We start from the raw sequence: 26613 nt of genomic DNA, 5'->3' as shown, positions 1-26613 counted from the left end.
CCTGTAGCCCGGATGCAATCCGGGAAGTGTTGTCAGCCGAACCATCGTCCCGGATTGCATCCGGGCTACGACGCTCAAATAGGTTTATCGGTGGTTATTCCACCACCTTAAAACGCAGCACGCCGATCATCTGTCCGGCTTCGGTCAGCACTTGCACCTGCCAGCGGCCGACGGCGTCGGCGGGGAAGTTCTTCTTGTGGGTCCAGGCGCGGTAGCCTTCCTTGCGCCCGCCGTGGATATCCAGGGCGATGCGTTCGACTTCGCCGCCATCGCGGCGCCAGACGTGATAAATCCGCTCATTCAGCCCGCGCGGTGCGTTGATCGCGGTGTAGGCAAACAGGCCCTGGCTGCGCAGTTGCGCCACGCTCAATTCCTTGATGCTCTCGCCCGGCGCGCGCTTCTGGTTATCGAATTCACTGGTCACCGCCACCTCAGTCAACCACAAGGTCGCCGGTGGAACCCAGGTGCGCGCCAACCAGCCGCCGGCACCTATCGCTAAAGTCATACCGACCAGCAACAGGCCGCGCCACCAACGCTGCACGGTGATGATCGCGAACAGCGAGGGAAACGACAGCAATACCGCTGCCGCCAGGGCCAGCTGGTAGCTCTGCGGCGTGGTCAGCTTGAATATGATCGGCAGCGCCGTGAGCAGCACCGCGAACAGTGCCAGGGTGTGATAGGCGAGAAACAGCCAGCGCTTGGGCGCCAGCCACTTGTAGTACAGCGGGTCGATGATCGAAATCAGCGCCGCGCAAGCCAGCAGGCCGCTAAACAGCAGTTGGCCACTGTTCCAGGTGGTGGTGATAAAGAAGAACGGCAGAACGAAGAACAGGCTCTCCTGGTGGATCATTTGCGTGGCATAGCGCAGCAGCGGCGGTGGCAGCTCGAAGCCGAACCACTGGGCGATGCGTTCGCGCAGGATGTTTTCCAGAATCAGCCACAACCAGCTGACCAGCATCACCAGCGCCAACACCCGCGCCAGCTCTGCCTGACGCTCGACCAGCAGAAAGCTCGCCAGGCCCGAGGCAAAACCGAAGATCGCCACCATCCCCGGATTGCGTTGAATCAGGGCGATCAGTTTGAACAGCTGTTGTTTCACCGCTTGCATGGGACGCTCGCTTACTCCGACCACACGGCCAGGCGATTGCCACTCGGGTCGCGAAACTCGAAACGTCGCCCGCCGGGGAAACTGAAAATCGCTTGAGTGATCTGCCCACCGGCAGCGGCCACCTGAGTACACACGGCTTCCAGGTCCGCGGCATAGATCACCACCAGTGGCCCGCTACCCGCTGCACTGTCAGTGGTGAAGCCACCCGTCATGCGTCCGTCGGTAAAGCTGCTGTAGTGCAGGCCATAGTCGGTAAAGCGCCAGCCGAAAACCTGTTCATAGAACTGCTTGAGCAGCGGCAGGTCGACAGCGGCGAACTCGATGTAGTCGATACGCAGGTTCTGTTCGGCTTGGCTCATGGCGGCATACCTGGGTAATGGCGGGGCGCAGAGCATAGCGCGCCCAGCCGGCCAGGGCACAGGCATCTGTCGCCTTTGGCCATGCTGTTTGGCCGGCCTCGCCACTGTCTCCCCGCAACGCGCCGGATAGCCTGCAATGGGTAAACACATTCGCTGAAAACGCAGGCCCGTGCCATGGGGCCGCGCTGCGTTATGGAGAGCTACATGCGCGTCTTGATCACAGGTGCAGCCGGTTATATCGGCCAGCAGCTACTTAACCAACTGGCCATTCAACACCCGCAGTGGCAGTTGATTGCCGCCGATATTCGCCCGCAGAACCGCGCGGGGATGAAGCTGAATATCGAACCGGTGCTGCTTGATATCAGCCAGCCAGCGGCTGTTGACGACTGCGTAGCCACCTGGCAGCCGCAGGCGATTGTTCACCTGGCCTCGGTGGTCACCCCGCCGCCGGGTATGAGCGAGGAACAGCTGCATGCCATTGATGTTGGTGGCACCCAGGCGCTGATCCAGGCGGCTGCGGTCCATGGCGTCGAACAGTTGATCGTTACCAGCTCCGGCGCTGCCTATGGCTATGACCCGCGCAATGCTGAGTGGCTGGATGAAGACCAGCCGCTACGCGGCCACGCGCAGTTCGCCTACGCCAAGCACAAGCGTGAAGTGGAGCTGCTGCTGGCCGAAGCCCGCGCACATCACCCGCACCTCAAGCAGCTGGTGCTGCGCCCCGGCACCATCCTTGGCAAACAGGTGAACAACCAGATCACCGAACTGTTCAAAAAGCCCGCAGTGCTGGGTATTCGCGGCAGCGACAGCCGCTTTGTATTTATCTGGGATCAGGATGTGGTCGACATCATCTGCCGTGGCCTGCGCCAGCAAAGCGCCGGCATCTTCAACCTGGCCGGCGATGGCGCGCTGTCACTCAAGGAAATCGCCGAACTGCTGGGCAAACCCTACCGCCCCTTGCCGGCCTGGCTGATTCGCACTGCGTTGCGCGTACTCAAACCCCTGGGTCTCAGCCCCTACGGCCCGGAGCAGGTGGATTTTCTGCGCTATCGCCCGGTGCTGAGCAACCGTCGGCTCAAGCAGGATTTCGGCTTTAGTCCGCGCTATAGCTCGCGCGAGGCGTTTCTGGCGTTTTTACGGGCGCAGGGGATTTAAGGGTTTGTAAGGGGTGGGCTTGATCGCTAGCAAGCGAGCGACTTAAGCCCATGTTGGATTTGCATAATTAACTAGCGGCTAGGTTTTTTGAACACATTGGTTGGCATGTAACGAGCTCTCCTTGCTTAAACCGCCGCCAACCACAAGGGCCGCGCTCAAGATCACGCAATTTTTAATTATGTATTGCCCTTCAAGAGTTAAGGCATAAGGGAATTTTGTAAAGCAGACTTCAGGCAATACAAATAACGGCAGGATAGTCCCGAACAACTGTAAGAACAGTAGGGTCAGGGCAATTCTCAGGAGTGGTCTAAAAAGCAGGCATATACCGATGGCAATCTCCCAGTACCCCAGGATAGGGATAAAGATGTCGGGAGGAAGCCAGGTTATTGTGTTGGTTACCAGATCATTTACTGGGCTCAAGCCAAGCGGTTTCAGCGCGCCAAGCCAAATAAATATGATCGATAGAGAATACTTCAGCAAAACTTGGCCGTGTTGATGCATCCATTCTGCAGCAATTTTGTCGCACCTTCCGAAGGTAAAGTTTCCTACTTTAAGCTCCATGTTGCTCCCTTGAAGATACTTAATAGATAGTTATTGGGCTTTCTGCTGCGCCCGATATTCACCCGGCGTTAATCCGGTCCATTGACGAAACGCGCGGAAGAATACGCTGGGTTCCGAATAACCGAGCAGCAGAGCAATTTCAGCGGCAGGCAGATCACCGTTTTTCAGGTGCTGTTCGGCCAGTTGCTGGCGTGTGTCGCTGAGCAACTGCTGGTAGTTGCAGCCTTCCTCTGCCAGACGCCGTTGCAGGGTGCGCTCACTGAGGTGCAGGCGCCGCGCCAGTTCGCCGCGATCCGGCTCGCCGCGCGCCAATTGCTCGCCCAGCAGGGCTACCACCCGCGCACTCAGGCCTTCGCTGGGCAGGCGTGCGAGCAGGGCTTCGGCATGCTGGCGCAGCAGGTTCTGCAACGGTGGGTTGGCCTGGATCAGCGGCGCACTGGCCAGCGAGTTGGGCAGCACGATGCCGTAATCGCTGGCGGCAAACTGCAGGGGGCAGTCGAAGGTGTGGATATAGCTGTCGAGTAGCGCCGGCTGCTCATGGACGAACTGCGCACGCAGCAGCCGCCAGTTGTCCAGCAGTGGATGGAGCATCTGCACCCAGCAGGCCATCAGCGCCAGGACGCGGGTGCGGGTGGCTGGCAGCTCGGGATGCAGCGGGCGATACAGCAGCTGCAACTCGTCGCCCTGCTCACGCAGTTGCACCTCGCCGCCCTCGCCGACCAGGCGTTGATAGCGCAGCCCGGCGGCCAGCGCGTCGCCCAGGGTCGGGCTACTCTGCAACAGGTAACCGAGCACGCTGAACGGGCCGGGAGCAAGGTTGCAGCCCAGGGCCAGGCCTGGCTCGCTATGTTCGATGCGACTGAGGTGTTGCCACAGTTGCTCCTGCGTGGCGAAGGGTACGCGCGCGTCGGGGTCACTGAGCTGGCTGTCGCTCAGCCCGCAGGTGCTCATCAGTTGAGTGCGATCAATACCCAGGCGGCTCGCAGCATGCAACACGGCTAGGGTGATGCTGGCGCTGACCGAGGTGTGTTGTGAATCAAGTGTGTGTTTGGCCATGGCCTGATTCTGCCCAAAGCTGTGGCCTGGCGGTAGGGTTAAGACGTCTAGGGGCTCTGCGGCTGTCGATGGTGCTGGCGCGTTCAACCCGAGGAGGAGTGGTCCGATGAGCTGCAAGACAGTGACGTGGGCGTTGTGGGCAATTACCTGGAGCCTGTTTTCGACTGCCAGCGTACAGGCTGAGGATCGTTTCGCGCGCATTGCCACCGGCGGGCAGACCGGCGTGTACTACGTGGCGGGGCAATCGATCTGCCGCTTTCTCAATCGTGGGGCGGTTGAACATGGCATTACCTGTGCGGCCCCGGCCAGCGGTGGTGGTGTGGCCAACGTTAAAGGTATGCGCAGCGGCGAGTTCAATTTCGCCATCATGCAAGCGGATCACCAGTACAAAGCCCTGCATGGGCTGGCCCCGTTTGCCCAGGATGGTGCCATGGCCGACCTGCGGGCCGTATTCTCGTTGCAGAGCGAGGTGTTTACCGTGCTGGCGCGGCGCGATGCCGCGATTGCCGAGTTCGACGACCTCAAGGGTAAGCGCGTGAACATCGGCAACCCCGGTTCCGGCCAGCGCGACACCCTGGAAGAAATCATGCAGGCCAAGGGCTGGTCGCGTTCAGTCTTTGCCCTGACTGCCGAACTCAAGGCCGCCGACCAGGCTGCCGCGTTGGGTGAGGGCAATATCGACGCCATGACCTATTTTGTCGGCCATCCCAATGGCGCCATTCGGGAGGCCACCACCACCCTTGATGCTGTACTGGTGCCGATAGCCGAGCCACACATCGAGCAGTTGCTGGCGGCCAAGCCGTACTACAACCGCGCCGAGATTCCCGGTGGGATCTACCGGGGTAGCCCCGCTCCCACTGCCTCGATCGGCGGCAAGGCGGTGCTGTCGACCTCGGCCGCGACCAATGCGGACGTGGTCTATCAACTGGTCAAGGCGGTTTTCGATAACCTCGAGCGCTTCAAACGCCTGCATCCCGCCTTTGCCGAATTAAACGAAGCCGAGATGATCCAGGCCGGCCTCAGCGCCCCGTTGCACGAAGGGGCACTGCGTTACTACCGCGAGCGGGGGTGGTTGTAAGGGGCTGAGTTTCAGGGGGCTGCTGAGGTTGGCAACAACTCCGGCCTTTCCCGCTGCAGCTTGCTCTGCAACATTTCCAGTTGCTCCAACGCGGCGCGGGCTTCATCGAGTTCGCTTTGGCTGCGTTCACCGGATTGCGCGGCTTGTTCGATACGCTCGCGGATGGCGGGGATCTGCTGCACGCCGCTGGCGTAGGCCATGATCTGATCGCGGGTTTGCTGGTCTTCGAAGGCGCTGTACTGCGCCGGGTCGGCCAGCTGAGCGGTGGAGGCGGGTTGACGGGGTTTGAGCTGGCCCAGAGCCGGGCTGCGCGGGTCGCCTTGGTCGGCCATTAGCTGGATCAGCATTTGCGCTTCCTGGGCATTCAGTTGCGCTTCGCTGGGCGGTTCTTCCACTGGTTGTTCTGCCGGCGTTGGGATTGCAGCGGGCTGCTGTATCGGCAGCGCGGCGGGCAGCTCTGGTAAGCGAATGGCGGCGCTGGGAGGTGTTGTCGCGTGGGGCGCAACGGCTGGTGCGGTGTCGGCCTGGGGCGTGCGCACGACGACGATGGCTACCGCCGTGATCACCCCGAGCAGGCCAATGCCGAGCCAGGCCTTCATAGTCCTTCCACCTTGGCGTTGGTCAGCAGGGCGTTGACGCGGGCCTGGAAGGCTTGGGTCAGCTGCTCCTTGGCCACGGCCTGGTTGACTTCATAACGCACGCTGGGGTCGCTAAGCGGCAGTTGCTTATCCTCACGGCTGCGCACCTGGACGATCTCGAACGCGCCGTCGATCAGCATCGGTTGGGAGATGCTGCCTGCCTTCTGCAGCAGGGCGGTCTTGCGCAGAAAATCCAGTTGCGCATCCTGCGGGCGGATCAAGCCGAGGTCGCCGGGTGGCGTGTGGCTTTTGCTGTCCGCCAGGGAGTAGCGGTGTACGGCGTCATCGAAGCTCAGGCCTTTTTGCAGTTCGGCATACACCCGGTCGGCACTGGCTTGGTCGGCCAGGCGGATATGACTGGCCTGCACCTGGGCGACATTCTGGTAGAGCTGGCGGTTGCGCTGGTAGTAGGCCTCGGCGTCCGCATCACTGACCTGGCGGGCGCGCTCGCGCAGGCTGGCGGTTTCATGGTGGAAGTCGCTGTGCAGGCCGAGCTGGTGCAGGTATTTGTGGCGAACGAGTTTGTCGCGCACCAGCTGGCGGATGCCGGCCTGTTCGTCCGCACTGAATCCCTTCTCTCCAAGCTGATACCAGAGGTAGTCGCGCAGCGCCTGCTGACGCACCTGTTCGGCCAGGTACACCAGGTTGCCCTGTTGCAGCTCCACGCGGCCTTGCACGTTGTCGCCCTGATACAGCTCCAGCAGGTTCAGGCGTTGTTCGGCCTGGCCGGGGAATTGCCAGCTGATCAGCTGTACCTGTGCGGCATCGGCCTGCTGTTGGGGGCTCAGTTGCAGGCTATCGAGCACCACGCCCTGGGTTGGCGCGGTCAGCACCTGGCGCAGGCGCGCACTGCTTAGCGCCTGTGGCTGGCGCAGAAAGGGCCGGACATCGTGATCGAACTGGCGGCCGTAGACCTGCTCGATCAGGTTAGCGGCTTCGCGTTCGACCAGCGCATCCAGATCGCTGCTGTATTTGGCGCTCAGTTCGGCTTCCACCTCGCGGGCCAGCAGATGGTTTTCCGCCAGGCCGGTGCGCAGCAGGCGCAGGTCGGTATTGAATTTGACCCGGGTCATGGCCTGCTCCAGCAGGCCGATGCTTTTGCCGGGTAGGCGTTCACCGTTGATGCGCATGTCCTGGCTGCCCAGGGCTGACAGGCAGATGCCGGTCAGCCCCAGTACCAGCAAACTGCGCTGGATAAGCCCGCGCACCTTACAGGCCACCCTGGCCGTAGAAGGTGTTGGCACCCTTGGTCAGCACGCTGACGGTGAGGGCAATGGACTCCGGAATCAGCTCCTTGGCAACTCGCAGGCGGGTGGCGTAGCTGGTGTCATACAGCGGCTCGGGGCGCTGGTAGGCGACCTGCGCGGTCTGGGTCAGCAGATCGCGGATCGGTTTCTGCGGGTCGTAACTGCCCACCCGGTTGGCCACGGCGGCAATATTGTTCAGGCCTTCCTTGAAGTAGTGATCGTCCACCCAGCCTTCCCAGCCTGAGTGGCCGTTGCCCGAGGTGACCCAGGCGTGGTGCGGCTGCGCCACATCACCGGTGGTGTGCAGTGCGTAACCGATGGTTTGCAGCGAGGGGGCGTTCTTGTACTGATCGAACCAGTATTTGGCCAGGTTATCGATGGGCTGGAAGGCCGCCGTCTGGAAGTCGCCGTAGTGTGTTTGCCAGTTGGAATAGGTGCCCTGGCGGTAATGCGCTTCGGTGGTGTCGAAATCGCTCTTCTTCAGCTCGCGGTTGTACAGGTACACCATGGCGTACCAGTCAACGTCGCCGCTCCAGCTGCCATCCACCTTGCGGTAGCGGTAGTCGTAGCCACCGTGGTCGTTGCCGTGGGCGTCGCCCTGGCGGGCCATGTTGATAAAGTGCCAGTACGAGGTGTAGTTGACCAGCGAAGCGGCGGCGCCATACACCGGCGCATGCTCGTAGCCTACCCACCAGCCACCCAGGCTGGTGTCCTGAAAATCATCGACGTCATAGGCTGCCTGGCCGAGGATTTCCCCCGCGCGTGCTTCGCTGCCGGCTGCGCCGACGTAGAACTGATAGGCGCGTTTCATCTCGGGCGTGGCATGGGCCGAGTTGAGGAAGGCCAGGGCGTCTTTGACGATATTCTTGTGTGTGGGTTGCGACCAGGCGCTGGCGTGGCTGGCGCTGAAGGCCAGGCCTAGACCAACGACCAGGGAGGTGAGGTTTTTCATAGGGAAGGCGCTCTTTTGTTGTTGGAGTTGAGCAGTATTAGCGGTCATTGATGGCAGAACTGTTGCAATGCCGCACGCCAACTTAAAGCGGATGCGCCGTGTTGTCTCAACCCAACCAAGGTTTGGTGGTATAGACCAATTTGCTTGAGATGTTACTCCGCCGCGCCGTTGTCCTCATGGTGCAGGGCGCCTGTCTCGCTGCTTTCCAGCACCACATAGGCGCTGGCGCAGAACAGTGAGTTGAGGCGTTTCATGTCAGCGATCAGCTCCATATGCAGGGCGCTGGTTTCGATGCTCTGCACCACCTGATGGTGCAGGCGGCTGACGTGGGCGTGGGCCAGGCGGCGTTCCTGGGCGCGGAAGCGGCGTTTCTCGCGCAGCAGCTGGCGCGCGCTTTCCTTGTCGGCGGAGAGAAATACCGACAGGCCCAGGCGCAGATTGGCCAGCAACTGGCCGTGCAGGGTGGTGAGTTCCTCCAGGCCGCTGTCGGAGAAGGAATGGCGTTGCGCAGTCTTCTGATCCTGCACTTTGCCGAGCATGCGTTCGATGATGTCGCCGGCCTGCTCCAGGTTGACCGCCAGTTCGATGATCTCCGCCCAGCGCCGGCTGTCGTGCTCACTCAACACCTCGCGCGGTACCTGTGCCAGGTAGAGTTTGACCGCGCTGTAGAGTGCATCGACATCGTCATCCAGGCGGCGCAGCTCTTTGCCCAAGGCGGTTTGTCCACCACGCAAAACTTCCAGCAGGTGGCTGAGCATGGTTTCGATCAGGTCGCCGATGCGCAGGGTTTCGCGCACCGCATTGGCCAGCGCCAGGCTCGGTGTGGCCAGCGCGGTGGGGTCGAGATGGCGTGGGCGGGCGACGCCGTTTTCATCCGGGCGATCCGGCAGCAGCCAATTACAGAAGCGCGCCATCAGCCCGACCGTGGGTAGCATCAGCACGCAGCGCAGACCGTTGTAGAGCAGGTGAAAGCCGATCACCAGCTCCTCGGGGCGCCAGTTCAGGCTGTCCAGCCAGTTGGCCAGCGGGTCGAGGAACGGCATCACCAATAGCAGGCCGATCAGTTTGTACAGCAGGCTGCCCAAAGCCACACGCCGTCCGGCTGGGGTTTGCAGGCTGCTGGTGAGAAAGGCCAGCACGCCGCTGCCGATATTCGCGCCAATCACCAGGCCGATGGCCACTGGCAGGCTGATCAGGCCGGCACCGGTCAGGGTGGCGGTGAGCAGCACGGCGGCCAGGCTGGAATAGGAAATCAGCGCGAACAGCGCGCCGACCAAGGCATCCAGCAACAGGTCGCCGGTCAGTGAGGCGAACAGCACGCGGATGCCCTGCTCCTGGGTGATCGGCGTGGCGGCTGCGACGATCAGCTCAAGCGCCAGCAGCATAAGGCCCAGGCCGATGGCCACGCGGCCAAGCTGACCGGCGCGGGTCTGCTTGCGCGAGAGAAAGAACACCACGCCGAGAAAGATCAGCAGCGGGCTTAGCCAGCTCAGGTCCAGGGTCAGCACCCGCGCCATCAGCGCCGTGCCGACGTCCGCCCCGAGCATGATCGCCAGCGCCGGAGTCAGCGCCATCAGCCCCTGAGCGACAAACGAAGTAACCAGCAGCGCGGTGGCGTTGCTGCTCTGCACCAGCGCGGTCACGCCGATGCCGGCTGCAAAGGCCAGTGGGCGCTTGCTGACGTTATGGCTAAGCACCTTGCGCAGGTGCGAACCATACACCCGCAGGATGCCGGTACGGACGATATGGGTGCCCCAGATCAGCAAGGCGACGGCAGACAAAAGGTTCAGCAGGGTGAGCATGGTGCTGCTCCCTGGCGCGCCCGCCCGGTTGCAGCGTGACGCGTGGTTTTTACTTGTTATAAAGGCTAAAGCCCTATGTTTAGCTTTAGCTGGGGTTGGCGCTGCGCGCCAGCGAACGACACAGGCTGTCGCGTAATCCCGTCAAGCTGCGTGAGCTGATAACCTTGCTCGCTACTGAACGGATGCCCATCGATGCTGACGCTTTATCACGCCCCTGACCTGGAAACCCTTGGCGAGCTGGCCACCACCCTGCTCGCCACGCCGATGCGTGATCCCTTTGCGTCGGCGCTGGTGGTGGTGCCGAGCCAGGGCATGGGGCGCTGGCTGACGCTGGAGCTGGCGCGCAAGCAGGGCATTGCCATGCAGTTGGAGGTGCAGCTGCCGGCCAAGTTCGTTTGGGACGTCTCGCGCCTGTGCCTGGGGCAACTGCCGGAGCAGTCGGCGTTCAGCCCCAGCAGTTTGAGCTGGCGCCTGTATGACTGGCTGTGCGAGCCGGCCCACCTGAGTGAGGCGCCGCGCCTGGCGCATTACCTGGACGGTGGCGATGAGCGCCGCAGGCTGTCGCTGGCCGTGAAGATCGCCGACGTATTCGACCAATACCTGCTCTATCGCGATGACTGGCTGGCCGCCTGGGAACGCAACGAGCTGCTCGATCTCGGCCCGGATGAAGCCTGGCAGGCGCTGCTCTGGCGCGAGCTGACCAAAGACGGCCACCCGCATCGCGCGCGTCTGCTGGAAGAGCTGCTCACCCGCCTGTATGACGCCACGCCCATCGCCGGGCTGCCCGAGCGCGTGCTGGTGTTCGGCATCAGTTCGCTGCCGCCGCACCATATGCGGGTATTGGAAGGCCTGGCGCAGCACACTCAGGTGATTGTTTTCGCCCTCAACCCATGCCGCGAAGCCTGGGGCGAGATTCGCGATATTCGTGAGTTGGCCAGGCAGCCTGAACTCAGTCCGGACGATTGGTATCTGGATGTCGGCCACCCGTTATTGGCGAGTCTGGGCAAGCAGGGGCGCGACTTTTTCGACAGCCTGTTCAGCCTGGCCTCCAGCGAAGGCAGTCAGGAAATCGGCCTGTATTCCGAGGATGCTGACCTGCACGATGCCAGCCTGTTGCAGGCCTTGCAGAACGACATCCTGCGCCTGCGCACCCGCACTGCTGATGAGCGTCTGCTGCTGCGCGAAGACGACCGCTCGCTGGAGCTGCACGTCGCCCACTCGCCGCTGCGCGAAGTGGAAATCCTGCATGACCAGCTACTCGCCCGCTTTGCCGCCGAGCCCGCGCTGACCCCGGATCAGGTGGTAGTGCTGACTCCGGACATTGAGCGTTACGCACCCTATATCGAAGCGGTGTTTGCCCCGCGCGAAGGCGTGCCGCGGATTCCCTTTAGCCTGGCCGACCGCAGCCTGCGCGCCGAAATCCCGCTGATCGAAGCCTTCCTCAACTTGCTGGCGCTGCCGGACAGCCGCTTCGCCGCCGAGGAAATCCTCGCCTGGCTGGAGCAGCCGGCCATTGCCCGCCGGGTCGGCATTGAGGCCGAGGATTTACCGCTGCTGCGCGACTGGCTGCGCGACGCCGGCGTGCGCTGGGGCCGCGATGAAACGCACCGCGAGCAGCTGGGCCTGCCGGCGGACGCCGCCTTTACCTGGTGCCAGGGCCTGGATCGCCTGCTGCTGGGCTTTGCTGCGCCGCCGCAGCTGGCCGGTCTGGCTGCGCCACTGTTGGGTAGCAACTGGCCGCTGGATGCGCTGGAAGGCGGCCGCGCACAACTGCTCGGCCGCCTGGCCGGTTTTGTCGAGCGCTTGGCCGCGCTGGCGCAGAGCCTGCAACGGTCGCGCGCCCTGGGCGAATGGGCCGAGTCCCTGCAAGGGCTGATCGATCAGCTGTTTGATGAGCGCGAGGCTGGCGAGACCCTGTTGCTGCTGTCCAAGGCCTGCGCCGCGCTCAAGGAGCAGGGCGAGGCCTCGGGTGTTGAACGGCCGATCGAGTTGGCGCTGATTCGTCAGCAACTGACCGCCGCCTTGGAGCAGGGCAGCGCTGCATCGGGCTTTCTTACCGGCGCGGTGACCTTCTGCACCATGGTGCCGATGCGCAGCCTGCCGTTTCAGCTGGTCTGCCTGCTGGGTCTGGATGACGGCGCCTTGCCACGCCGCACCCCGGCAGCGGGCTTTGACCTGATCAGCCAGAAACCCCGTCGTGGCGATCGCGCACGCCGTCTGGATGACCGTTACCTGCTGCTGGAAACCCTGCTCTCGGCCCGTGGCGGCCTGTACCTCAGCTACGTCGGCCGCGACCCGCGCAGCAACGCCGAGCTGCCGCCTTCGGTGTTGGTCAGCGAACTGCTGGATGTGGTCGACCTCACCGCTGTCGCGCCAACCTGTAGGAGCGAGCTTGCTCGCGATCCAGATCACGCCGAAACATCGCGAGCAAGCTCGCTCCCACAAGAGCAAAACGCCAGCGCCCATATCACTCACCACCACCCGCTGCAGCCCTTCGCCCCCGGCAACTTCGCCGGCAACCGCCATGCCGGCTTTGCCGCGCCCTGGTTCCACGCCGCGCAGCGCTTGAGTCAGGCGGTGCAAACCGCCGCGCCCTTTGCCAGTCCGTTGGATATGCCGGATCAAGAGTGGCTGAACATCGAGCCGAGCCAACTGATCCACTGTTTTAAACACCCGGCGCGCTACCTGCTGGAACAGCGCCTCGGCCTGCGCCTGGCACAGAGCGAAGAAACCCTGGCCGGTGACGAGCCGTTCAGCGTCGAGTGGACCAGCCAGCATGGCCTGCGCCAGTTAGCCTTGCAGGCCATCGAGAACGGCTGGAGCGAGCGCCAGGAGCGTGCCGTGGCCGCTGCTTCCGGCTGGTTACCGGTGGGCGAGCTAGGCCAGGCGCACTGGGGGCAGATTCGCGGGCCGATCCGCGCCTTTGCGCCGACGCTGTTCGACGAACGCCCGGAGGATGCGCCGCAACCGTTGCTGGTGGATCTTGAACTGGCCGGCGTGCGCATCCACGGCTGGCTGGATGGCGTGACCAGTGCCGGCTTGTTCGACTACCGCCTGCGGGACCTCGGCGCCTGGGAGCTGGCGCCGTTCTGGCTGCGCCATCTGCTGCTTAACTGTGCGGCCACGCCTGATATCAGCCGCGACAGCCGCCTGCTCTCGCCGAAAAGTGAATGGCGTCTGGGCCCGCTGGCCAACGCCCGCGAACTGCTGGTGCCCTGGCTCGAAGCCTACAAAAGCGCGTTATGCGAGCCGCTGCCGCTGTTCGCCAAATGCAGCCACGGTTTTGCTCGCAAATGGCGTAGCCCCGGCAAGAAGGAGCCGATTGACGCCGCCCGTAGCGAAGCGCGGGTAATGTGGCAAGGCAATGACTTTATGACCGGTGAAGACCAGGACCCCTGGAATGCCCTGGCCTTCCGCGACCGCGAGCCGCTGGACGAGCGCTTCGAAACGCTCGCCGAACAACTCTACGGCCCGGCGTTGGACGCCCTGCAAGGCAGTGACGAGGACGAAGCATGAGCAGCGCCAGCCTGAACCTGCTGCACGACAGCTTTACCGGCCGCTCGCTGATCGAGGCCAGCGCCGGCACCGGCAAGACTTGGACCCTGACCGCGTTGTACGCCCGCCTGTTGCTGGAGAAGCAACTCAACGTCAGCCAGATTCTGGTGGTGACCTTTACCACCGCCGCCACCGCCGAGCTGCGCGAGCGCATTCGTAAGCGCCTGGCCGAGTTGCTGGCAGTGTATGAACAGGGGCCGGGCGATGACGCCTTGCTCAATGAGCTGCGCGCCCAGTACCCGGATGCCGCCAGCCACCGGCGTTTGCTGCTGGCGGTGCACGGCTTTGACGAGGCAGCGATCTTCACCATCCACGGCTTCTGCCAGCGGGCTTTGCAGGACGCCGCGTTTGAAGCCGGTGGCGATTTCGACAACGAGCTGACCCACGACGACCGCGAGATTATCGACGCCCTGCTCGCTGACCTCTGGCGGCATGAGCTGGCCGCCGCCGAGCCGGAATGGGCGGCGTTTCTGGTGCAGCAGAAGATCACCCCGCAGGTGCTGCGCCAGCGTTTGCGCAATCACCTGGGCAAGCCCTATCTGCGCATCGAGCCGCAGCCGGGTGCCAGCAGTGAAATGAGCGCCCTGCGCGCCGCCTGGCAGCAGGCGCAGCGCTGCTGGCACAGCGAAAGCGCCGCCTGGTTGGCGCAGCTCAAGGCCTTCGACGGCTTTAAGAGCAATATGTGCAACCCGGCCAAGCTGAGCGTTTGGCAGGCCGAGCTGGACGGCTATTTCAGCGACGCCGCCGCGCTGTTCAGCAAGACCGAAGCGCATCGCCGCCTGGCCCGCGAAGGCTTGAACAAGGCCAGCAAGAAGGGCTGCGAAGCCCCGGCCAATCCACTGGCCGCTGCCTTGCAGGAACTCTGCGATGCCCTCGATGCCGCGCAACCCGAGGCCGAGCAACGCCTGATCGACTTGCAGGTACGCCTGATTCATCAGCTCAACGAGCAACTGCCCGCGCGCAAGGCGGCGCAACGCTTGCTGGCCTTCGATGACCTGCTCAACAAGCTGCAGCAAGCCTTGCAGAGCGAGGGCGGCGAGCACCTGGCCAGCACCCTGCGCACGCAGTATCCGGTGGCGCTGATCGACGAGTTTCAGGACACCGATCCGGTGCAGTACCGGGTGTTTCACCGCATCTATTCAAACCCTGGCGTAGCGAGCGACTTGCTGACAAGGAAGGCTCCGAGCGAAGGGCGAGACAGTACTAGCTGTACGGCGAGCCCTGAGCGAGGAACTGACGTAGTCAGCGAGGCGCGCAGTAGCCAGGCGGGCGACCTGTGTTTTGTCGGCGATCCGAAGCAGGCCATCTACGCCTTCCGTGGCGCGGATCTGGCAACTTACCTCAAAGCCCGCAGCGAAGCAGCGCGGCAATACAGCCTGGCCACCAACCACCGCTCCACGCCCGAGCTGATCGCCGCGCTGAATCAGCTGTTCGACCGGCCCATGCCCTTTGCCGAGAAGGGCTTGGCTTACCAGCAGGTCGGGGCCAGCACTAAGGCGCGGGCGCAACTGGTATTGCCGCGTGTTGAGGATGAAAGCGACGCGCCGCTGGCGTTGGTCTGGCTGGATAACGACTACCTGGGCAAGGGTGAAGCGGGCGCTTTGGTGGCGCGGGATACGGCCCGGCGAATCGCGTCCGTGCTCAGCGCCAGCAGCCGGGGGGAGGCCTATTTCGAACAGTCGGGTATCCATACGCCGTTAAAGGGCGGTGATATTGCCGTGCTGGTTGCCAGCCATCGCCAGGCCGGCGAAGTCGCCGCCGAACTAGCCGCCCGTGGCGTGCCCAGCGTGCGCCGCGGCAAGGAGAACGTCTGGCACAGCGAAGAGGCTGATGAGCTGTCCGCCGTGCTCGCCGCCTATGCCGAGCCGGGCCGCGAGGGCGCGTTGCGTTATGCCCTGGCCAGCCGTTTGCTGGGGCGCAGCGCCGCTGATCTGGCCGCCTGCAGCGAGGATGCCCAAGCCTGGGACCGCGAGCGCGAAGCCGCCGAACGCTATCACCAACTCTGGCAGCAACAGGGTTTTATGCGCGCCTTCCGCGCCTGGCTGGATGAGCAGCAGGTGGCCCAGCGCCTGCTGGCACTGGTCGATGGCGAGCGCCGCCTGACCAACCTGCTGCACCTGGCCGAACTGCTGCAAACAGAAAGCCTGCAACGTCCCGGCCTGGAGCAATTGCTCGCCTGGTTCAACGCCCAGCGCAGCGCCGAGGCCCACGGTGAAGACGCCCTGCTGCGCCTGGAAAGCGATGCCGAGCGGGTGCAGATCGTCACCATCCACACCTCCAAGGGCCTGGAATACCCGCTGGTGTTCTGCCCCTACCTGTGGGACGGCGCGCTGCTGCGCCAACATGAAGACATCAGCTGCCACGCCGACGATGGCACACCGCTGCTGGACCTCGGCAGCGAGCAGCTCGACATGCACCGCGAACGCGCCCGTCATGAGCGCTTCGCCGAAAAACTGCGCCTGACCTATGTGGCCCTGACCCGCGCCCGCGATCGCCTGTGGCTGCACTGGGGGCCGGTGGACTGCAAACCGAAAAAGGACGGTACCCTCGGCGACAGCGGCCTGCACAGCAGCGCCCTGGCCTGGTTGCTGCACGGCCGTGGGTTATCGGGTGAGGATGCCCTGATCGAACTGGCCGGCCACCTGCAAAACCTCAGTCCCCAGGGTTTGCGTGCGGAAGTCGAACAGTTGATCGCCAGCAGCCAAGGCCAGATGGCCCTTCAACCGTTGCGTGACAGCGAAGCCAGCGCTGCAGGCGAACAACGAGCCCCGGCCCCGCAGCAACTCGCCACCTTGCAACGCAGCTTGCACAGCGCCTGGCGCATCGGCAGCTTCTCCGGGCTGGCCGCCGGTATGCATATGGAAGCGCCGGACCGTGACGGCCTGGTGCTACCGGACGCCAGCGAGCCGGGCACGGGCTTTTTCGCCTTCCCCCGTGGCGCGCGGGCCGGTACCTGTTTGCACGCCATCCTCGAAGATTGGGCGCGCGGCAAAGGCGCGCTGGCTGAGCTGATCGAGCCGGGGCTGAGCGGCCATGGCATCAGCAGCGACTGGCAGGCCGTGGCGCTTGACCATCTGCAACAGGTGATCGACGCCGATCTGGATGGCCAGGGGCTGACGCTCGCGGGCATTAATCAAGCGCGGCTCTTGCCGGAACTGGGCTTTACCTTTCCCCTGGCCGGGCTGGATGTGCAACGCCTGCGCGCGATTCTCTGCGACCCGGCGCACGGCCTGGCGGCACCGATGCGCGAGGCGGCGGCGCGGCTGGAATTCGACAGCCTCAAGGGCTTTCTCAAGGGCTTTATCGACCTAACCTTCGAACATAACGGGCGCTGGTACATCGCCGACTACAAATCCAACTGGCTCGGCCCGGATGCCAGCTACTACGGCGGTGAACGTCTGCTGCAGGCTCTGGCTGCCGAGCATTACTACCTGCAATACCTGATCTACCTGGTGGCGCTGCGGCGTTTTCTGCGTCAGCGTCTGGATGATTTTCACAACGACCAACTGGGTGGTGCCTATTACCTGTTTCTGCGCGGCATGCCGAGCGCCGGGTTGTATTTTTCGCGGCCCGCCGATGGACTGTTGGATGCGCTGGATAAGCTGTTTGCGGAGGGCGCGTGATGCTTAACGATCTGCCCCTCGGTCCACTGGAACGCGCCCTGGTCGACAGCCTGCAGCGCCTTGATCCGCAGGCGTCGCCGGTGGTGTTGGCCTCGGCGGCATTGCTGTGCATGGCCTTGGACAAGGGTGATGTGTGTTTGCCGTTGGCGCGCTTCGCCGGACAGCGGCCCTGGCCAGAGCATGAACTGCGCTTGCCGGCGCTCAGCGACTGGCAGGCGCAGCTTGAAGCCTCACCACTGGTTGGCGGCGACGGTGATTTCACCCCGCTGACTCTCGAACACGGCCGCCTCTACCTGGCGCGCTATCAGGCCTATGAGCGCCAGTTGGCGGAGCAGCTGTTGCAACGCGCCGCCGATTTGCCCGAGGTGGATGAAGCCCAGCTCAGCGAAAGCCTGACCCGGCTATTTGCGTTCAACTCTTTATCACAGGCGGGGCAACAGCAACCCGACTGGCAGCGTCTGGCCGCCGCGCAGGCAGTGCGGCGCAAGCTGGCGGTGATCTCCGGCGGCCCCGGCACCGGCAAAACCACCACTGTGGTGCGTCTGCTTGCCGCGTTATTAGAGCAACCAGGCTGTGAAAATCTGGCCATTGGCCTGGCCGCGCCCACCGGTAAAGCGGCGGCGCGCATGGCTGAAGCGATCCGCAATGCCAAGGCCGAGCTGCCGGTCAGCGAGGCGATCAAAGCCGCACTGCCGGACGAGGCGCGCACCTTGCATCGCCTGCTCGGCAGCCGTGGCGACAGCCCGCAGGTGCGGCATCACGCGGCTAACCCGCTGGCGCTGGATGTGCTGGTGGTGGACGAAGCCTCGATGGTCGACCTGGCGCTGATGGCCAAACTGCTCGACGCCCTGCCACCTACTGCGCGATTGATCCTGCTCGGCGACAAAGACCAGCTCTGCGCCGTAGAAGCCGGCGCAGTGTTTGCCGAACTCTGCGAGGGCCGTGGCTTTGATGCTCAGGCGGCGAACGAGCTGCAACGCATCACCGGCCAGCAGGTGCCGGTCAGCCAACCCAGCTCGCAACTCGGCGACGCCGTGGTGCTGCTGACCCACAGCCACCGTTTTGCCGGCGACAGCGGCATCGGTGAACTGGCGCGGCGCATTAACGGCGGCGATGTCAGCGCCACGCTCAATCTGCTCAAGGAGGACCGCTCCGACCTGGCCTGGAATGCCGCGCCGACGCCCAGTGATCTGCTGGAGCGTCTGGATCAAGGCTATGCGCCGTATATCAGCGCCGCCAAAAGTGCTGACCCAGCGGCAGCCTTCGCTGCGTTCAATACCTTCCGCGCCCTCTGCGCCCAGCGCGAAGGCGCCTGTGGCGTGGCCGGCATCAATGAAGCGCTGGAAGCGCGAATCAAGCGCCGCAGCCAGGTGTCCGCGCGTGAGCGCTGGTACGTTGGTCGGCCGATCATGGTGCGGCAGAACGACTACGCCTTGGGTCTGTTCAACGGTGATATCGGCATCTGCCTGCACACTGAGTACGGCCTGCGGGTGTTTTTTGAGGGTGAAGAAGGCTATCGCCCCTTCGCCCCGGCCCGCCTGCCCAGCCACGACAGCGCTTTCGCCATGACCGTGCATAAAAGCCAGGGCTCGGAGTTCAGCGAGGTGCTGCTGGTGCTGCCCGAACTGCCCAGCCCCTTGCTCAGCCGCAGTCTGTTCTACACCGGCATCACCCGCGCCAAACACAAGGTGGAAATCTGGGCATTACCCGCGCGCCTCGGTGAAGCCGTGGCCACCCGTGCCGAGCGCGCGGCGGGCTTGGCTGAGCGGTTGGCCAACGCACCTGCGCTTGTCCATGCCGAGGCTCCCCATGCGAGCAATGGTCAGTTAGGGTTATTTGACTAGTTATGCGTATCCTGCCGCCTACACTGGAATTCAGGGTCATGGCTGCTTTGCATTGCGCGCCCGCGCTAAGGTCAGGTTGATGCCTGCGCGCATACTTACTTCTCTTTTCCTGAGCCTGTTGCTCTGCACCAGCGCGCTGGCCGAGCCTGTGCGGCTGGTCACTGGCGATGATTACGCGCCCTTTACCGGTGAGGCGTTGCCGGAGGGTGGCATGCTGACCCAGGTGGTGCGCAGTGCCTTGCAGCACGTTCAGCTACCCAGCAGCCTGGACTGGCAGCCCTGGAACCGAGGCTACCTGAAGACCCTGCGCGGCGATTACGACGCCACCTTTCCCTACGTGCGCACCCCGCAGCGTGAAGAGGCGTTTCTCTACTCGGAGCCGCTTTTTACGGCAGAGCAGCATATTTTCAGCCGTGCGGGTGAGGTGATTGAACTGACCGATGTGCCCAGCATGCAGGGGCGGCGGTTGTGCTACCCGCTGGGCTGGCAACCGCCGCCGGTGATTCAGCAGTTGCTCGATGATGGGCAACTGATTCGGCATTCCCCGACGGGGCTGAATGAGTGCGCGCTCTTATTGCTGATGGAGCGCGATGATTTCTTTATCTCCGATCGTCGCCTGGGGGAAACCGCGTTGCGCCTGACGGGCGTGCCGGTCGAACAGTTTCGCCGTTCCGAGAGTGCGATCAGCAGCAGTACCCTGCATTTGATCGTGCCGCGCAGCCATCCGCAGGCGGCGGTGCTCATCGCGCAGTTCAATCAGGGCCTGGCGCAACTGCGTGCCAACGGTGACTACCAGCGCCTGCTGGAGCGTTACCTGCAACAGGTTGATCAGGCTACGCCCTGAGCTGGCGTACCTGTTGTTCGCTGTAGGCAGTGGCCGGCGGTTGCGCCAGTTGCAGCTGCCCGGCCAATGCCAGCTCACGGGCGCGCCAGTGCAGGAAGGCGTCGGTGGGGAAGAAACCTTTGCTTTGCGCCATCACCTCGGCCATGACCCGCGCCAACGGCTGCCACTGCTCACTGCAGTACTGCAGCAAGGGATCATCGACCAGCGCATGTTCATGGTGCTTGAAACGCCCGGCATACCAGATACGGATGGCGGCGTTGTGCTGTTGCGCCTGTTGCCAGTGCGCCGCCAGTTCGCTGCGCCGTGATGCGCCGAGCAGTTGCCGTTGCGCATACAGTTCCTGCAGTTGCTGCGGCTGGCACAGCGAGACGGCGCGGCGTGGCGGCAGCTGCGGGTTGCCGCAGGCGACCTCCCATAGTTCCATGGCTGAGCCGGCCAGAGCCTGGGCCACGCGGGCCAGCAGCAACTGCTCGGAACAGCTGTCGCCGTGCCAGACCGTCACGCCACGCTGGCCGCTGCTCAGGGTGCTTAGCCAGTGGGCATCGGCTTGCAGTCCCGCAGCAAAATCCGGCACGGGCTGCATCGATTGTGGCCAGAGGTTTTGCCAGTAGACGCTGCGAGCGCTGCACGGCGGGTTGTCGATATCCTGCAGCGGGCCCACGGCGAGGTCGTCACGCATGACCCGCAAGGTGCAGTCCGCTGTGTCTTCTCCCAGAACGAAACGCACCCCTTCAACGGCTGCATCACCACAGACCAGATGCCACATGTACCCTCCTTGGTCGATCGCGCGAATTATCCTGCGGGTCGTCGCTGCATGACGTTAACAAAGACTTCCGGTCATTTTTTCAGCTTGGGGTTGGGGAAGAACTGCACCGCTTGCACCTTGGGATCAGCGGCCTTGGGTTTCAGGGCGCTGGTATTGACCCGTGTGGGCAGTTCACGCGGCACCGAGTTGCCGCGCTCATCCAGGGTGTCGGCGTAGCCGCAGCCAATGCATTCGCGGTGCGGTACGCCGTCCACGTTCCACATCTGGATCTTGTCCATTTCGCTGCACGCCGGGCAGACCGCGCCGGCGATAAAGCGCTTGGCAGTGGTCTCTGTCATGCGGCCTCCTGGCTCAAGCCGAGGTGGCGCAGCAGGGCGTCGATGGAAGGTTCGCGGCCACGGAAATCGACGAACAGCACCATCGGTGCCTGCGAGCCGCCGCGCGCCAGGATCGCCTCGCGGAAGGCTTGCCCAGTGGCGCTGTTGAACACGCCTTCTTCCTCGAATTTGGAGAAGGCATCGGCGCTCAGCACTTCGGCCCACTTGTAGCTGTAGTAACCGGCCGCGTAACCGCCGGCGAAGATGTGCGCGAAGCTGTTGGGGAAACGGTTGTAGGCCGGCGGACGCAGCACTGAGACTTCCTCGCGGATGCCTTCGAGCACGTTCAGCACGCTGCGGCCATCGCCGTGGGTGGTGTGTAGTTCGAAGTCGAACAGGCTGAACTCGATCTGCCGCACCATCATCAAGCCGGACTGGAAGTTCTTCGCCGCCAGCATCTTGTCCAGCAGGTCCTGTGGCAGCGGCTCGCCGGTCTCAAAATGGCCAGAGATCAGTGCCAGGCCTTCCGGCTCCCAGCACCAGTTCTCCATAAACTGGCTCGGCAGCTCCACGGCATCCCAGGCCACGCCGTTGATCCCGGACGCGCCAGCGTGTTCAACGCGGGTCAGCAGGTGATGCAGGCCGTGGCCGAACTCGTGGAACAGGGTGGTGACTTCATCGTGGGTCAGCAGCGCCGGCTTGTTGCCGACGGCAGGGGTGAAGTTGCACACCAGATTGGCCACCGGGCTGATCAACGTGCCATCAGCCGTGCGGCGTTTGTCGCGTGCACCGTCCATCCACGCACCGCCGCGCTTGTTGGCGCGGGCGTAGAGGTCGAAGAAGAAGCGCCCGACGTGCTGGCCGTTCTCGGTGATTTCAAACAGGCGCACATCCGGGTGCCAGGTGTCGAAGCCACTCAATTCCTTGATCTGGATGCCGTAGAGCTTTTCGACGATGGCGAACAGGCCGGTCAGCACCTTGTCGATGGGAAAGTAGGCGCGCAGGGTTTCCTGGGAAATGCTGTAGCGCTGCTCGCGCAGTTTCTCGCTGTAGTAGCCGACGTCCCAGCTTTGCAGCTCGTTGCAGCCCTGATCAAAGGCGAAGGCTTGCAGCTCACGCAGGTCCTGCTCGGCAAAGGGCTTGCCGCGCACGCCCAGATCGCGCAGGAAACTCAGCACCTGCTCGGTGCTCTCGGCCATCTTGCTCGCTAGGCTCAGCTCGGCGTAGTTGCCGAAGCCCAGCAGCTTGGCCAGCTCCTGACGCAGGGCGAGGATTTCGTTCATCACCGGGCCGTTGTCGTTCTTGCCGGCATTCGGCCCCTGATCGGAGGCGCGGGTGCAGTAGGCGGCATACACCTCTTCGCGCAGCGCGCGGTCGTTGGCATAGGTCATCACCGCGAAATAGCTGGGGAACTCCAGGCTGATCAACCAGCCGTCCAGCCCCTTGGCCTCGGCGGCTTGCTTCATCTGCGCCTTGGCCGAATCGGTCAGGCCGTCCAGCGCCGCTTCGTCGCTGGCGTGCTTGGTCCAGGCCTGGGTGGCATCCAGCAGCTGGTTGGAGAACTTGCTGGCCAGCTCGGAGAGCTTCATCTGGATCTCGCCATAGCGCTTCTGCTGCTCGACCGGCAGGTCGATACCGGACAGGCGGAAGTCGCGCAGGGCGTGTTCGAGGATGGTCTTCTGCGCCACATCGAAACCAGCGGCTGCCGGGCTTTCAGCCAGCTTCTGATAGGCCTGAAACAGTGGCTGGTTCTGGCCGATTTCGGTCCAGTACTCAGACAGCTTGGGCAGGCAGGCTTCGTAGGCGGCGCGCAGTTCGGCGCTGTTGCATACGGCGTTCAGGTGGCTGACCGGGCTCCAGGCCTGGCCGAGGCGCGCACCCAGTTCGTCCAGGGCCAGCACCAAACCGTCCCAGCTTGGGTCAGCAGCCTGTTGTTCCAGCAGACGGCCCATGGCGGCGCGGTTGTCGGCCAGAATCTGCTCGATGGCCGGCTCGACATGCTCGGGTTTGATCAGGCTGTAGGATGGCAGATCGAAGTCTTGAAGAAGCGGGTTGCTGGCGGACACGGCAGGCACCTTTCTGATACGCGAAGTCATGAGCAGGTTATGGGGTCGCAGGCGACGTTTCACAACCGCAATGCCCTGCATGTTAATTACAATCGGGGCAAACCGCAGCCTAAGAGGTTTCTATCGTGGCGATTCGTACTTACCAGCAGTTCACCCCGCAGCTCGGCGAGCGGGTATTTGTCGACGCCTCGGCGGTGGTGCTGGGGGATGTGGAAATTGGCAGCGACAGCTCGGTGTGGCCGCTGGTGGTGATCCGTGGCGACATGCACAGCATCCGCATCGGTGAGCGCAGCAGCGTGCAGGACGGCAGCGTGCTGCATATCACCCATGCCGGGCCGTTCAACCCGCAGGGCTTTCCGCTGAATATCGGCGATGAGGTGACCATCGGCCACAACGTCACCTTGCACGGTTGCACCCTGGGTAACCGCATTCTGGTTGGCATGGGCAGCATCATCATGGACGGCGCCGTGGTGCAGGATGAGGTGGTAATCGGTGCCGGCTCCCTGGTGCCGCCGGGCAAGGTGCTGGAAAGCGGCTACCTGTACGTCGGCAGCCCGGTGAAACAGGCGCGGGCGCTGACGGACAAGGAGCGCAGCTACTTCAGCTACAGCGCGGCCAACTACGTGCGCTTGAAGGATCAGCACCTGATGGAAGGCTATGCCGGCTGATGAGCGAACCTGTCATGGATTACCAGAACATCCTGTTTGACCTCGATGGCACCCTGACCGATCCGCGCGAAGGCATTACCCGCTCGGTGCAGCACGCGCTGGCCAGGCTGGGCATCGATGAGCCTGACTTGCAGGCGCTTGAGCACTTTATCGGCCCGCCGCTGCTGCAGTGTTTTATGCAGACCTACCAGTTCGACGAGGCCACGGCCTGGCAGGCGGTGAACCATTACCGCGAGCGCTTCCGCGAGGTCGGGTTGTATGAAAACCAACTGTTCGACGGTGTGAACGAGCTGTTGCAGCTGCTGCAGAACCAGCAGCGCACGCTGTATATCGCCACCAGCAAGCCAACGGTATTTGCCGAGCAGATTGCTAAGCACTTTGGTTTCGCGAAGCACTTCAAGGTGATTTACGGCAGCGAGCTGGACGGCACGCGTACTGACAAGGTTGAGCTGATCGCCCACCTGCTGGAAAAAGAACAGCTTGCGCCAGAGGCGACGCTGATGATCGGTGATCGCAAGCACGACCTGATCGGCGCGCGGCGCAATGGCCTGGATGCGGCGGCGGTGGGCTATGGCTTTGGCAGCCTGGCTGAATTACAGGCCGAGGCGCCGACCTATCACTTCCATAGCCTGGCCGAGTTGCACCAGGCGTTTGTGGGCTAAATCGTAGGATGGACGGCGTTCCCAGCGCTTTTACGAAACCCCTGTAGCCCGGATAAGCCTTGGCGCAATCCGGGATCACGGCCCCCGGATTACGCTGCGCTTATCCGGGCTACATTCCGGTCTTTTGCAGACTGTATGGGTTAGCCGCTGACAATCACCGATCCGCGAGTCAGCCGTTTTTCTGATAGATGATCTTCTTGGTGCCGCCGTCGCAGCTGCCGACCACCATATTGGGGTCTCGGGCATCTTCGTTGGGCACGATTTCCAGGGTGTAGCTGGCAACGCCGGCGGCCTGGATTTTCACTTCAATCTCCGCGCGCAGCTCTTCGCAGGGTTTGGGGGCGGCCAAAGCGCTGGTGCTGACTAGGCCGAGCAGCACAGCCAGGGTGAATTTGTTCATTGCATCGCTCCTTTTGCGTGAACAGAAATAACGAAAGTTGGACTGGGGTTCGGGTACGTAAGTTCTAAGTGCCTGCAGATAATCCGGTCAGCGCCTGCTGCCGTTCGGCGGCAGGCAGTCTGCCCAATGCCTCGACCTGCTGGTAGAAGCGTGACCAGTCGCGACCAGCCTGTTCGAACAGTGCGGCGAAGGCCGGCACCCATTGATCATAGAGGCCAAACGGCAGCAGCTTGGCGTTATTCATCGGCGCGTTGATCCAGTCATCGTAACGGCCTCGGCCGCCCCACTCGCGTTCGCGCAACGCGCGGTATTCAGCACGCAAACGGGCGAACTCGGCCTGCTTGCCGCTGCGCATCTGCGCCGCTGGCAGGTCACTGGCGTAGAGCTGTTGCAGCCGTGTGCGGCTGGCCAGCACCAGGGCGGCAAATTGTTCACGCTGACGCTCGCCCTGCGGATCGACGTGCAGCAGCCCTTGCTTGGCACGCCATTGGCGCAGGCCCTCGCGTTCGACAAAGCTGGCGAAGGATTCGTTGAACGCGGTGTCGTTGGCCACATACAGCTGCTGGTGCGCCAGCTCGTGAAAAATCACTGCGATCAGACGCTCATCGCTCCAGCGCAGCATGGTGTTGAGAATCGGGTCATCGAACCAGCCCAGGGTGGAATAGGCCTCGACCCCACCCAGGTAAGTATCCAGGCCCTGCTGTTTCAGCAAAGCTGCCGCGCCGCGTGCCCGGCCCTGGCTGTAGAAGCCGCGATAGGCCACGCAGCCGGCGATGGGGAAGCAGTGCAGCTCCGGCGACAGGGAAAACTCCGGGGTGGCAAACACATTCCACACCACGAATGGCCGCTGAATATCGGCATACAGGCGATAGCTGCCGTTGTCGGGCAGGCTCAGCTGGGCGCTGGCGAAATCCCGCGCCTGTTGCGCGAGTGCCAGGCGTTGCTTGAGTTCGGGGTCGGCAGACGGGTTCTCCAGCAGCTCGGCAATCGGCTCGCGCGCCTGCAGCAGTTGCAGTTGGCCGCCGGCCAGGTGGCTGTAGTAATCCAGGGTGCTGCAGCCGCTCAGCAGCAGCGCCGCGGCCAGTGGAACCCAGCGGCAGAGCAGGGCGTCGAACATGGATCAATACCCGTGAATAAACAGGCTGCCACGCTAGCGCATCAGCGCTGCTGCCTCCAGCACGGGATCGGCGTAGGTTAGGGTCTGTTGACGTTTCGTCGCGAACCGCGTTGCCGCGAAAAATCTCGCCAGGCTAGGCGGAGGACGCAGGTAATGGTGTTCCCTTGCCAAGTCCTCCAACACCGCTTGGCGAGATTTTTCGCGCAACCCGAAGGGCCGAGCCTGTTTTAGCGCGATACTGCGTTTCTCGACACTCATTTGGAACAACCAAACTTCGTGTCTCGTGCCTTGCCTCGCGCTAAAACAGGCTTCGGCGCGGCCGCGAACGAAACGTCAACAGACCCTTGGGTTGTTGTGATTTATGGAGGTGCCCCATGCGTTACCTGGCTTTATGCAGTGCTGTGCTGGCGCTCGCTGCCTGTGCTTCGCCCGTGCCGCCGCCTGACCCAAACCAGGCTTGGGTTGAGCTGCGCAGCAATGCAGGAACGCTGCTGATGGCCGATCGTCTCGACGGTCAGCGGCTGAACGATGGCCGCTATTTTCAGGTGCCGGTGGGTGCTCATGAATTGCAGGCGCGTTTGCAGTTTGAAGTGAACAGCGGCGGTGGTCAGGACGGCATCAGCGAGCCCCGGCAGGTGACCTGCGATATCCGTGTGCGTTATGCCGATTTTGCTGCCGGGCAGCGCTACCGTCTGGAAGCCCGCCCGATGCAGATGAAGGCCCAGGCCTGGCTCTATGACGAGCAACGCAATGTGCTGGCGCGCGGCCAGGTGTTGCGCTGCGGTACGTTCTGAC

22 protein-coding genes are annotated in these 26613 nt (G+C 63.3%); 9 read left to right on the top strand and 13 right to left on the bottom strand.

Features of this window, described 5'->3' with window-relative positions; genetic code table 11:
- Window positions 1–94: 94 nt before the first annotated feature.
- Both ACOCLD_RS02255 and ACOCLD_RS02250 read right to left on the bottom strand, forming a co-directional pair.
- Window positions 95–1108 (bottom strand): DUF5924 family protein, encoded by a 1014-nt coding sequence (locus tag ACOCLD_RS02255; RefSeq protein ID WP_233685634.1) that lies wholly within the window; start codon window positions 1106–1108, stop codon window positions 95–97.
- 11 nt (window positions 1109–1119) lie between these two features.
- The gene (locus ACOCLD_RS02250; protein ID WP_422910688.1) at window positions 1120–1467 is read right to left on the bottom strand and encodes a VOC family protein; all 348 of its coding nucleotides are present in this window, start codon (window positions 1465–1467) and stop codon (window positions 1120–1122) included.
- A 204-nt stretch (window positions 1468–1671) separates the two neighbouring features.
- On the opposite strand from ACOCLD_RS02250, the gene ACOCLD_RS02245 reads away from it, so the two are divergent.
- Window positions 1672–2622, top strand: coding sequence for an SDR family oxidoreductase (locus ACOCLD_RS02245; protein ID WP_422910687.1), 951 nt, complete (start codon window positions 1672–1674; stop codon window positions 2620–2622).
- 78 nt (window positions 2623–2700) lie between these two features.
- On the opposite strand, the gene ACOCLD_RS02240 is transcribed toward ACOCLD_RS02245, so the two are convergent.
- Together ACOCLD_RS02240 and ACOCLD_RS02235 are read right to left on the bottom strand one after the other, a co-directional pair.
- Window positions 2701–3183 (bottom strand): hypothetical protein, encoded by a 483-nt coding sequence (locus ACOCLD_RS02240; protein ID WP_422910686.1) that lies wholly within the window; start codon window positions 3181–3183, stop codon window positions 2701–2703.
- Between the two features lie 30 nt (window positions 3184–3213).
- Window positions 3214–4239, bottom strand: a complete 1026-nt coding sequence (locus ACOCLD_RS02235; RefSeq protein WP_422910685.1) for an AraC family transcriptional regulator ligand-binding domain-containing protein — start codon at window positions 4237–4239, stop codon at window positions 3214–3216.
- A 106-nt stretch (window positions 4240–4345) separates the two neighbouring features.
- Here ACOCLD_RS02235 and ACOCLD_RS02230 point away from each other — a divergent pair, with 106 nt between their 5' ends.
- Entirely contained in the window at window positions 4346–5317 is a 972-nt protein-coding gene (locus tag ACOCLD_RS02230) for a TAXI family TRAP transporter solute-binding subunit (protein WP_422910684.1), read from the top strand.
- A gap of 11 nt (window positions 5318–5328) precedes the next feature.
- Here ACOCLD_RS02230 and ACOCLD_RS02225 read toward each other — a convergent pair whose 3' ends face one another.
- From ACOCLD_RS02225 to ACOCLD_RS02210, 4 genes are all read right to left on the bottom strand, one after another.
- A complete protein-coding gene (locus ACOCLD_RS02225; protein ID WP_422910683.1) occupies window positions 5329–5916 on the bottom strand; it encodes a hypothetical protein in 588 nt (195 codons plus the stop codon).
- Window positions 5913–7163, bottom strand: coding sequence for a peptidyl-prolyl cis-trans isomerase (locus ACOCLD_RS02220; protein ID WP_422910682.1), 1251 nt, complete (start codon window positions 7161–7163; stop codon window positions 5913–5915). Before ACOCLD_RS02220 ends, ACOCLD_RS02225 begins: the two co-directional genes overlap by 4 nt.
- A gap of 1 nt (window position 7164) precedes the next feature.
- The gene (locus ACOCLD_RS02215) at window positions 7165–8154 is read right to left on the bottom strand and encodes a hypothetical protein (RefSeq protein ID WP_422910681.1); all 990 of its coding nucleotides are present in this window, start codon (window positions 8152–8154) and stop codon (window positions 7165–7167) included.
- 152 nt (window positions 8155–8306) lie between these two features.
- Complete coding sequence (locus tag ACOCLD_RS02210; RefSeq protein WP_422910680.1) at window positions 8307–9956, bottom strand: Na/Pi cotransporter family protein; 1650 nt, start codon at window positions 9954–9956, stop codon at window positions 8307–8309.
- A 192-nt stretch (window positions 9957–10148) separates the two neighbouring features.
- Here ACOCLD_RS02210 and recC point away from each other — a divergent pair, with 192 nt between their 5' ends.
- The 4 genes from recC to ACOCLD_RS02190 all read left to right on the top strand — a co-directional run bounded on the left by recC (window position 10149) and on the right by ACOCLD_RS02190 (window position 19822).
- Window positions 10149–13472: an exodeoxyribonuclease V subunit gamma gene (recC, locus tag ACOCLD_RS02205; RefSeq protein WP_422910679.1), complete on the top strand. Its 3324-nt coding sequence runs from the start codon at window positions 10149–10151 to the stop codon at window positions 13470–13472.
- Window positions 13469–17134 carry a UvrD-helicase domain-containing protein gene (locus tag ACOCLD_RS02200; protein ID WP_422910678.1) on the top strand — a complete coding sequence of 1222 codons (3666 nt, stop codon included), beginning with the start codon at window positions 13469–13471 and terminating at the stop codon, window positions 17132–17134. Before recC ends, ACOCLD_RS02200 begins: the two co-directional genes overlap by 4 nt.
- Window positions 17131–18978: an exodeoxyribonuclease V subunit alpha gene (recD, locus tag ACOCLD_RS02195; protein WP_422910677.1), complete on the top strand. Its 1848-nt coding sequence runs from the start codon at window positions 17131–17133 to the stop codon at window positions 18976–18978. The genes ACOCLD_RS02200 and recD overlap by 4 nt, the downstream gene beginning before the upstream one ends.
- Before the next feature lie 79 nt (window positions 18979–19057).
- Window positions 19058–19822, top strand: coding sequence for a substrate-binding periplasmic protein (locus tag ACOCLD_RS02190; protein ID WP_257776257.1), 765 nt, complete (start codon window positions 19058–19060; stop codon window positions 19820–19822).
- Here the strand turns inward: ACOCLD_RS02190 and ACOCLD_RS02185 are convergent.
- The 3 genes from ACOCLD_RS02185 to prlC form a co-directional block, all read right to left on the bottom strand.
- Entirely contained in the window at window positions 19812–20588 is a 777-nt protein-coding gene (locus ACOCLD_RS02185; RefSeq protein ID WP_422910676.1) for a DUF3658 domain-containing protein, read from the bottom strand. The two genes, ACOCLD_RS02190 and ACOCLD_RS02185, sit on opposite strands and share 11 nt — an antisense overlap.
- Before the next feature lie 71 nt (window positions 20589–20659).
- The gene (locus ACOCLD_RS02180; protein ID WP_233685620.1) at window positions 20660–20926 is read right to left on the bottom strand and encodes a YheV family putative zinc ribbon protein; all 267 of its coding nucleotides are present in this window, start codon (window positions 20924–20926) and stop codon (window positions 20660–20662) included.
- Entirely contained in the window at window positions 20923–23001 is a 2079-nt protein-coding gene (gene prlC, locus ACOCLD_RS02175) for an oligopeptidase A (RefSeq protein ID WP_422910675.1), read from the bottom strand. Before prlC ends, ACOCLD_RS02180 begins: the two co-directional genes overlap by 4 nt.
- A gap of 95 nt (window positions 23002–23096) precedes the next feature.
- On the opposite strand from prlC, the gene ACOCLD_RS02170 reads away from it, so the two are divergent.
- Both ACOCLD_RS02170 and ACOCLD_RS02165 read left to right on the top strand, forming a co-directional pair.
- The gene (locus tag ACOCLD_RS02170) at window positions 23097–23639 is read left to right on the top strand and encodes a gamma carbonic anhydrase family protein (protein WP_257776254.1); all 543 of its coding nucleotides are present in this window, start codon (window positions 23097–23099) and stop codon (window positions 23637–23639) included.
- Between the two features lie 14 nt (window positions 23640–23653).
- Window positions 23654–24301 carry an HAD family hydrolase gene (locus tag ACOCLD_RS02165; RefSeq protein WP_422911749.1) on the top strand — a complete coding sequence of 216 codons (648 nt, stop codon included), beginning with the start codon at window positions 23654–23656 and terminating at the stop codon, window positions 24299–24301.
- 169 nt (window positions 24302–24470) lie between these two features.
- On the opposite strand, the gene ACOCLD_RS02160 is transcribed toward ACOCLD_RS02165, so the two are convergent.
- Complete coding sequence (locus ACOCLD_RS02160) at window positions 24471–24701, bottom strand: DUF1161 domain-containing protein (protein WP_422910674.1); 231 nt, start codon at window positions 24699–24701, stop codon at window positions 24471–24473.
- Window positions 24702–24765: 64 nt separating this feature from the next.
- Window positions 24766–25818: an aminopeptidase gene (locus ACOCLD_RS02155; RefSeq protein ID WP_422910673.1), complete on the bottom strand. Its 1053-nt coding sequence runs from the start codon at window positions 25816–25818 to the stop codon at window positions 24766–24768.
- A 374-nt stretch (window positions 25819–26192) separates the two neighbouring features.
- Here ACOCLD_RS02155 and ACOCLD_RS02150 point away from each other — a divergent pair, with 374 nt between their 5' ends.
- Window positions 26193–26612: a hypothetical protein gene (locus tag ACOCLD_RS02150; protein ID WP_422910672.1), complete on the top strand. Its 420-nt coding sequence runs from the start codon at window positions 26193–26195 to the stop codon at window positions 26610–26612.
- Window position 26613: the final 1 nt, after the last annotated feature.

Source organism: Pseudomonas cimarronensis (assembly GCF_049331905.1).
GTDB lineage: Bacteria > Pseudomonadota > Gammaproteobacteria > Pseudomonadales > Pseudomonadaceae > Aquipseudomonas.
The sequence above is the reverse complement of the archived record's forward strand: the minus strand, read 5'-3'. Positions and strand labels throughout refer to the sequence as shown.

Excerpts from the sequence above, each read along its gene's own strand:
- ACOCLD_RS02155 (WP_422910673.1), bottom strand. The coding sequence starts at position 25,818 with ATGTTCGACGCCCTGCTCTGCCGCTGGGTTCCACTGGCCGCGGCGCTG.
- ACOCLD_RS02245 (WP_422910687.1), top strand. The coding sequence starts at position 1,672 with ATGCGCGTCTTGATCACAGGTGCAGCCGGTTATATCGGCCAGCAGCTA.
- ACOCLD_RS02160 (WP_422910674.1), bottom strand. The coding sequence starts at position 24,701 with ATGAACAAATTCACCCTGGCTGTGCTGCTCGGCCTAGTCAGCACCAGC.
- ACOCLD_RS02240 (WP_422910686.1), bottom strand. The coding sequence starts at position 3,183 with ATGGAGCTTAAAGTAGGAAACTTTACCTTCGGAAGGTGCGACAAAATT.
- ACOCLD_RS02180 (WP_233685620.1), bottom strand. The coding sequence starts at position 20,926 with ATGACAGAGACCACTGCCAAGCGCTTTATCGCCGGCGCGGTCTGCCCG.
- ACOCLD_RS02185 (WP_422910676.1), bottom strand. The coding sequence starts at position 20,588 with ATGTGGCATCTGGTCTGTGGTGATGCAGCCGTTGAAGGGGTGCGTTTC.
- ACOCLD_RS02235 (WP_422910685.1), bottom strand. The coding sequence starts at position 4,239 with ATGGCCAAACACACACTTGATTCACAACACACCTCGGTCAGCGCCAGC.
- ACOCLD_RS02165 (WP_422911749.1), top strand. The coding sequence starts at position 23,654 with ATGGATTACCAGAACATCCTGTTTGACCTCGATGGCACCCTGACCGAT.
- ACOCLD_RS02225 (WP_422910683.1), bottom strand. The coding sequence starts at position 5,916 with ATGAAGGCCTGGCTCGGCATTGGCCTGCTCGGGGTGATCACGGCGGTA.
- ACOCLD_RS02210 (WP_422910680.1), bottom strand. The coding sequence starts at position 9,956 with ATGCTCACCCTGCTGAACCTTTTGTCTGCCGTCGCCTTGCTGATCTGG.
- ACOCLD_RS02215 (WP_422910681.1), bottom strand. The coding sequence starts at position 8,154 with ATGAAAAACCTCACCTCCCTGGTCGTTGGTCTAGGCCTGGCCTTCAGC.
- recC (WP_422910679.1), top strand. The coding sequence starts at position 10,149 with ATGCTGACGCTTTATCACGCCCCTGACCTGGAAACCCTTGGCGAGCTG.
- ACOCLD_RS02255 (WP_233685634.1), bottom strand. The coding sequence starts at position 1,108 with ATGCAAGCGGTGAAACAACAGCTGTTCAAACTGATCGCCCTGATTCAA.
- ACOCLD_RS02250 (WP_422910688.1), bottom strand. The coding sequence starts at position 1,467 with ATGAGCCAAGCCGAACAGAACCTGCGTATCGACTACATCGAGTTCGCC.
- ACOCLD_RS02200 (WP_422910678.1), top strand. The coding sequence starts at position 13,469 with ATGAGCAGCGCCAGCCTGAACCTGCTGCACGACAGCTTTACCGGCCGC.
- ACOCLD_RS02230 (WP_422910684.1), top strand. The coding sequence starts at position 4,346 with ATGAGCTGCAAGACAGTGACGTGGGCGTTGTGGGCAATTACCTGGAGC.
- ACOCLD_RS02150 (WP_422910672.1), top strand. The coding sequence starts at position 26,193 with ATGCGTTACCTGGCTTTATGCAGTGCTGTGCTGGCGCTCGCTGCCTGT.
- ACOCLD_RS02190 (WP_257776257.1), top strand. The coding sequence starts at position 19,058 with ATGCCTGCGCGCATACTTACTTCTCTTTTCCTGAGCCTGTTGCTCTGC.
- prlC (WP_422910675.1), bottom strand. The coding sequence starts at position 23,001 with ATGACTTCGCGTATCAGAAAGGTGCCTGCCGTGTCCGCCAGCAACCCG.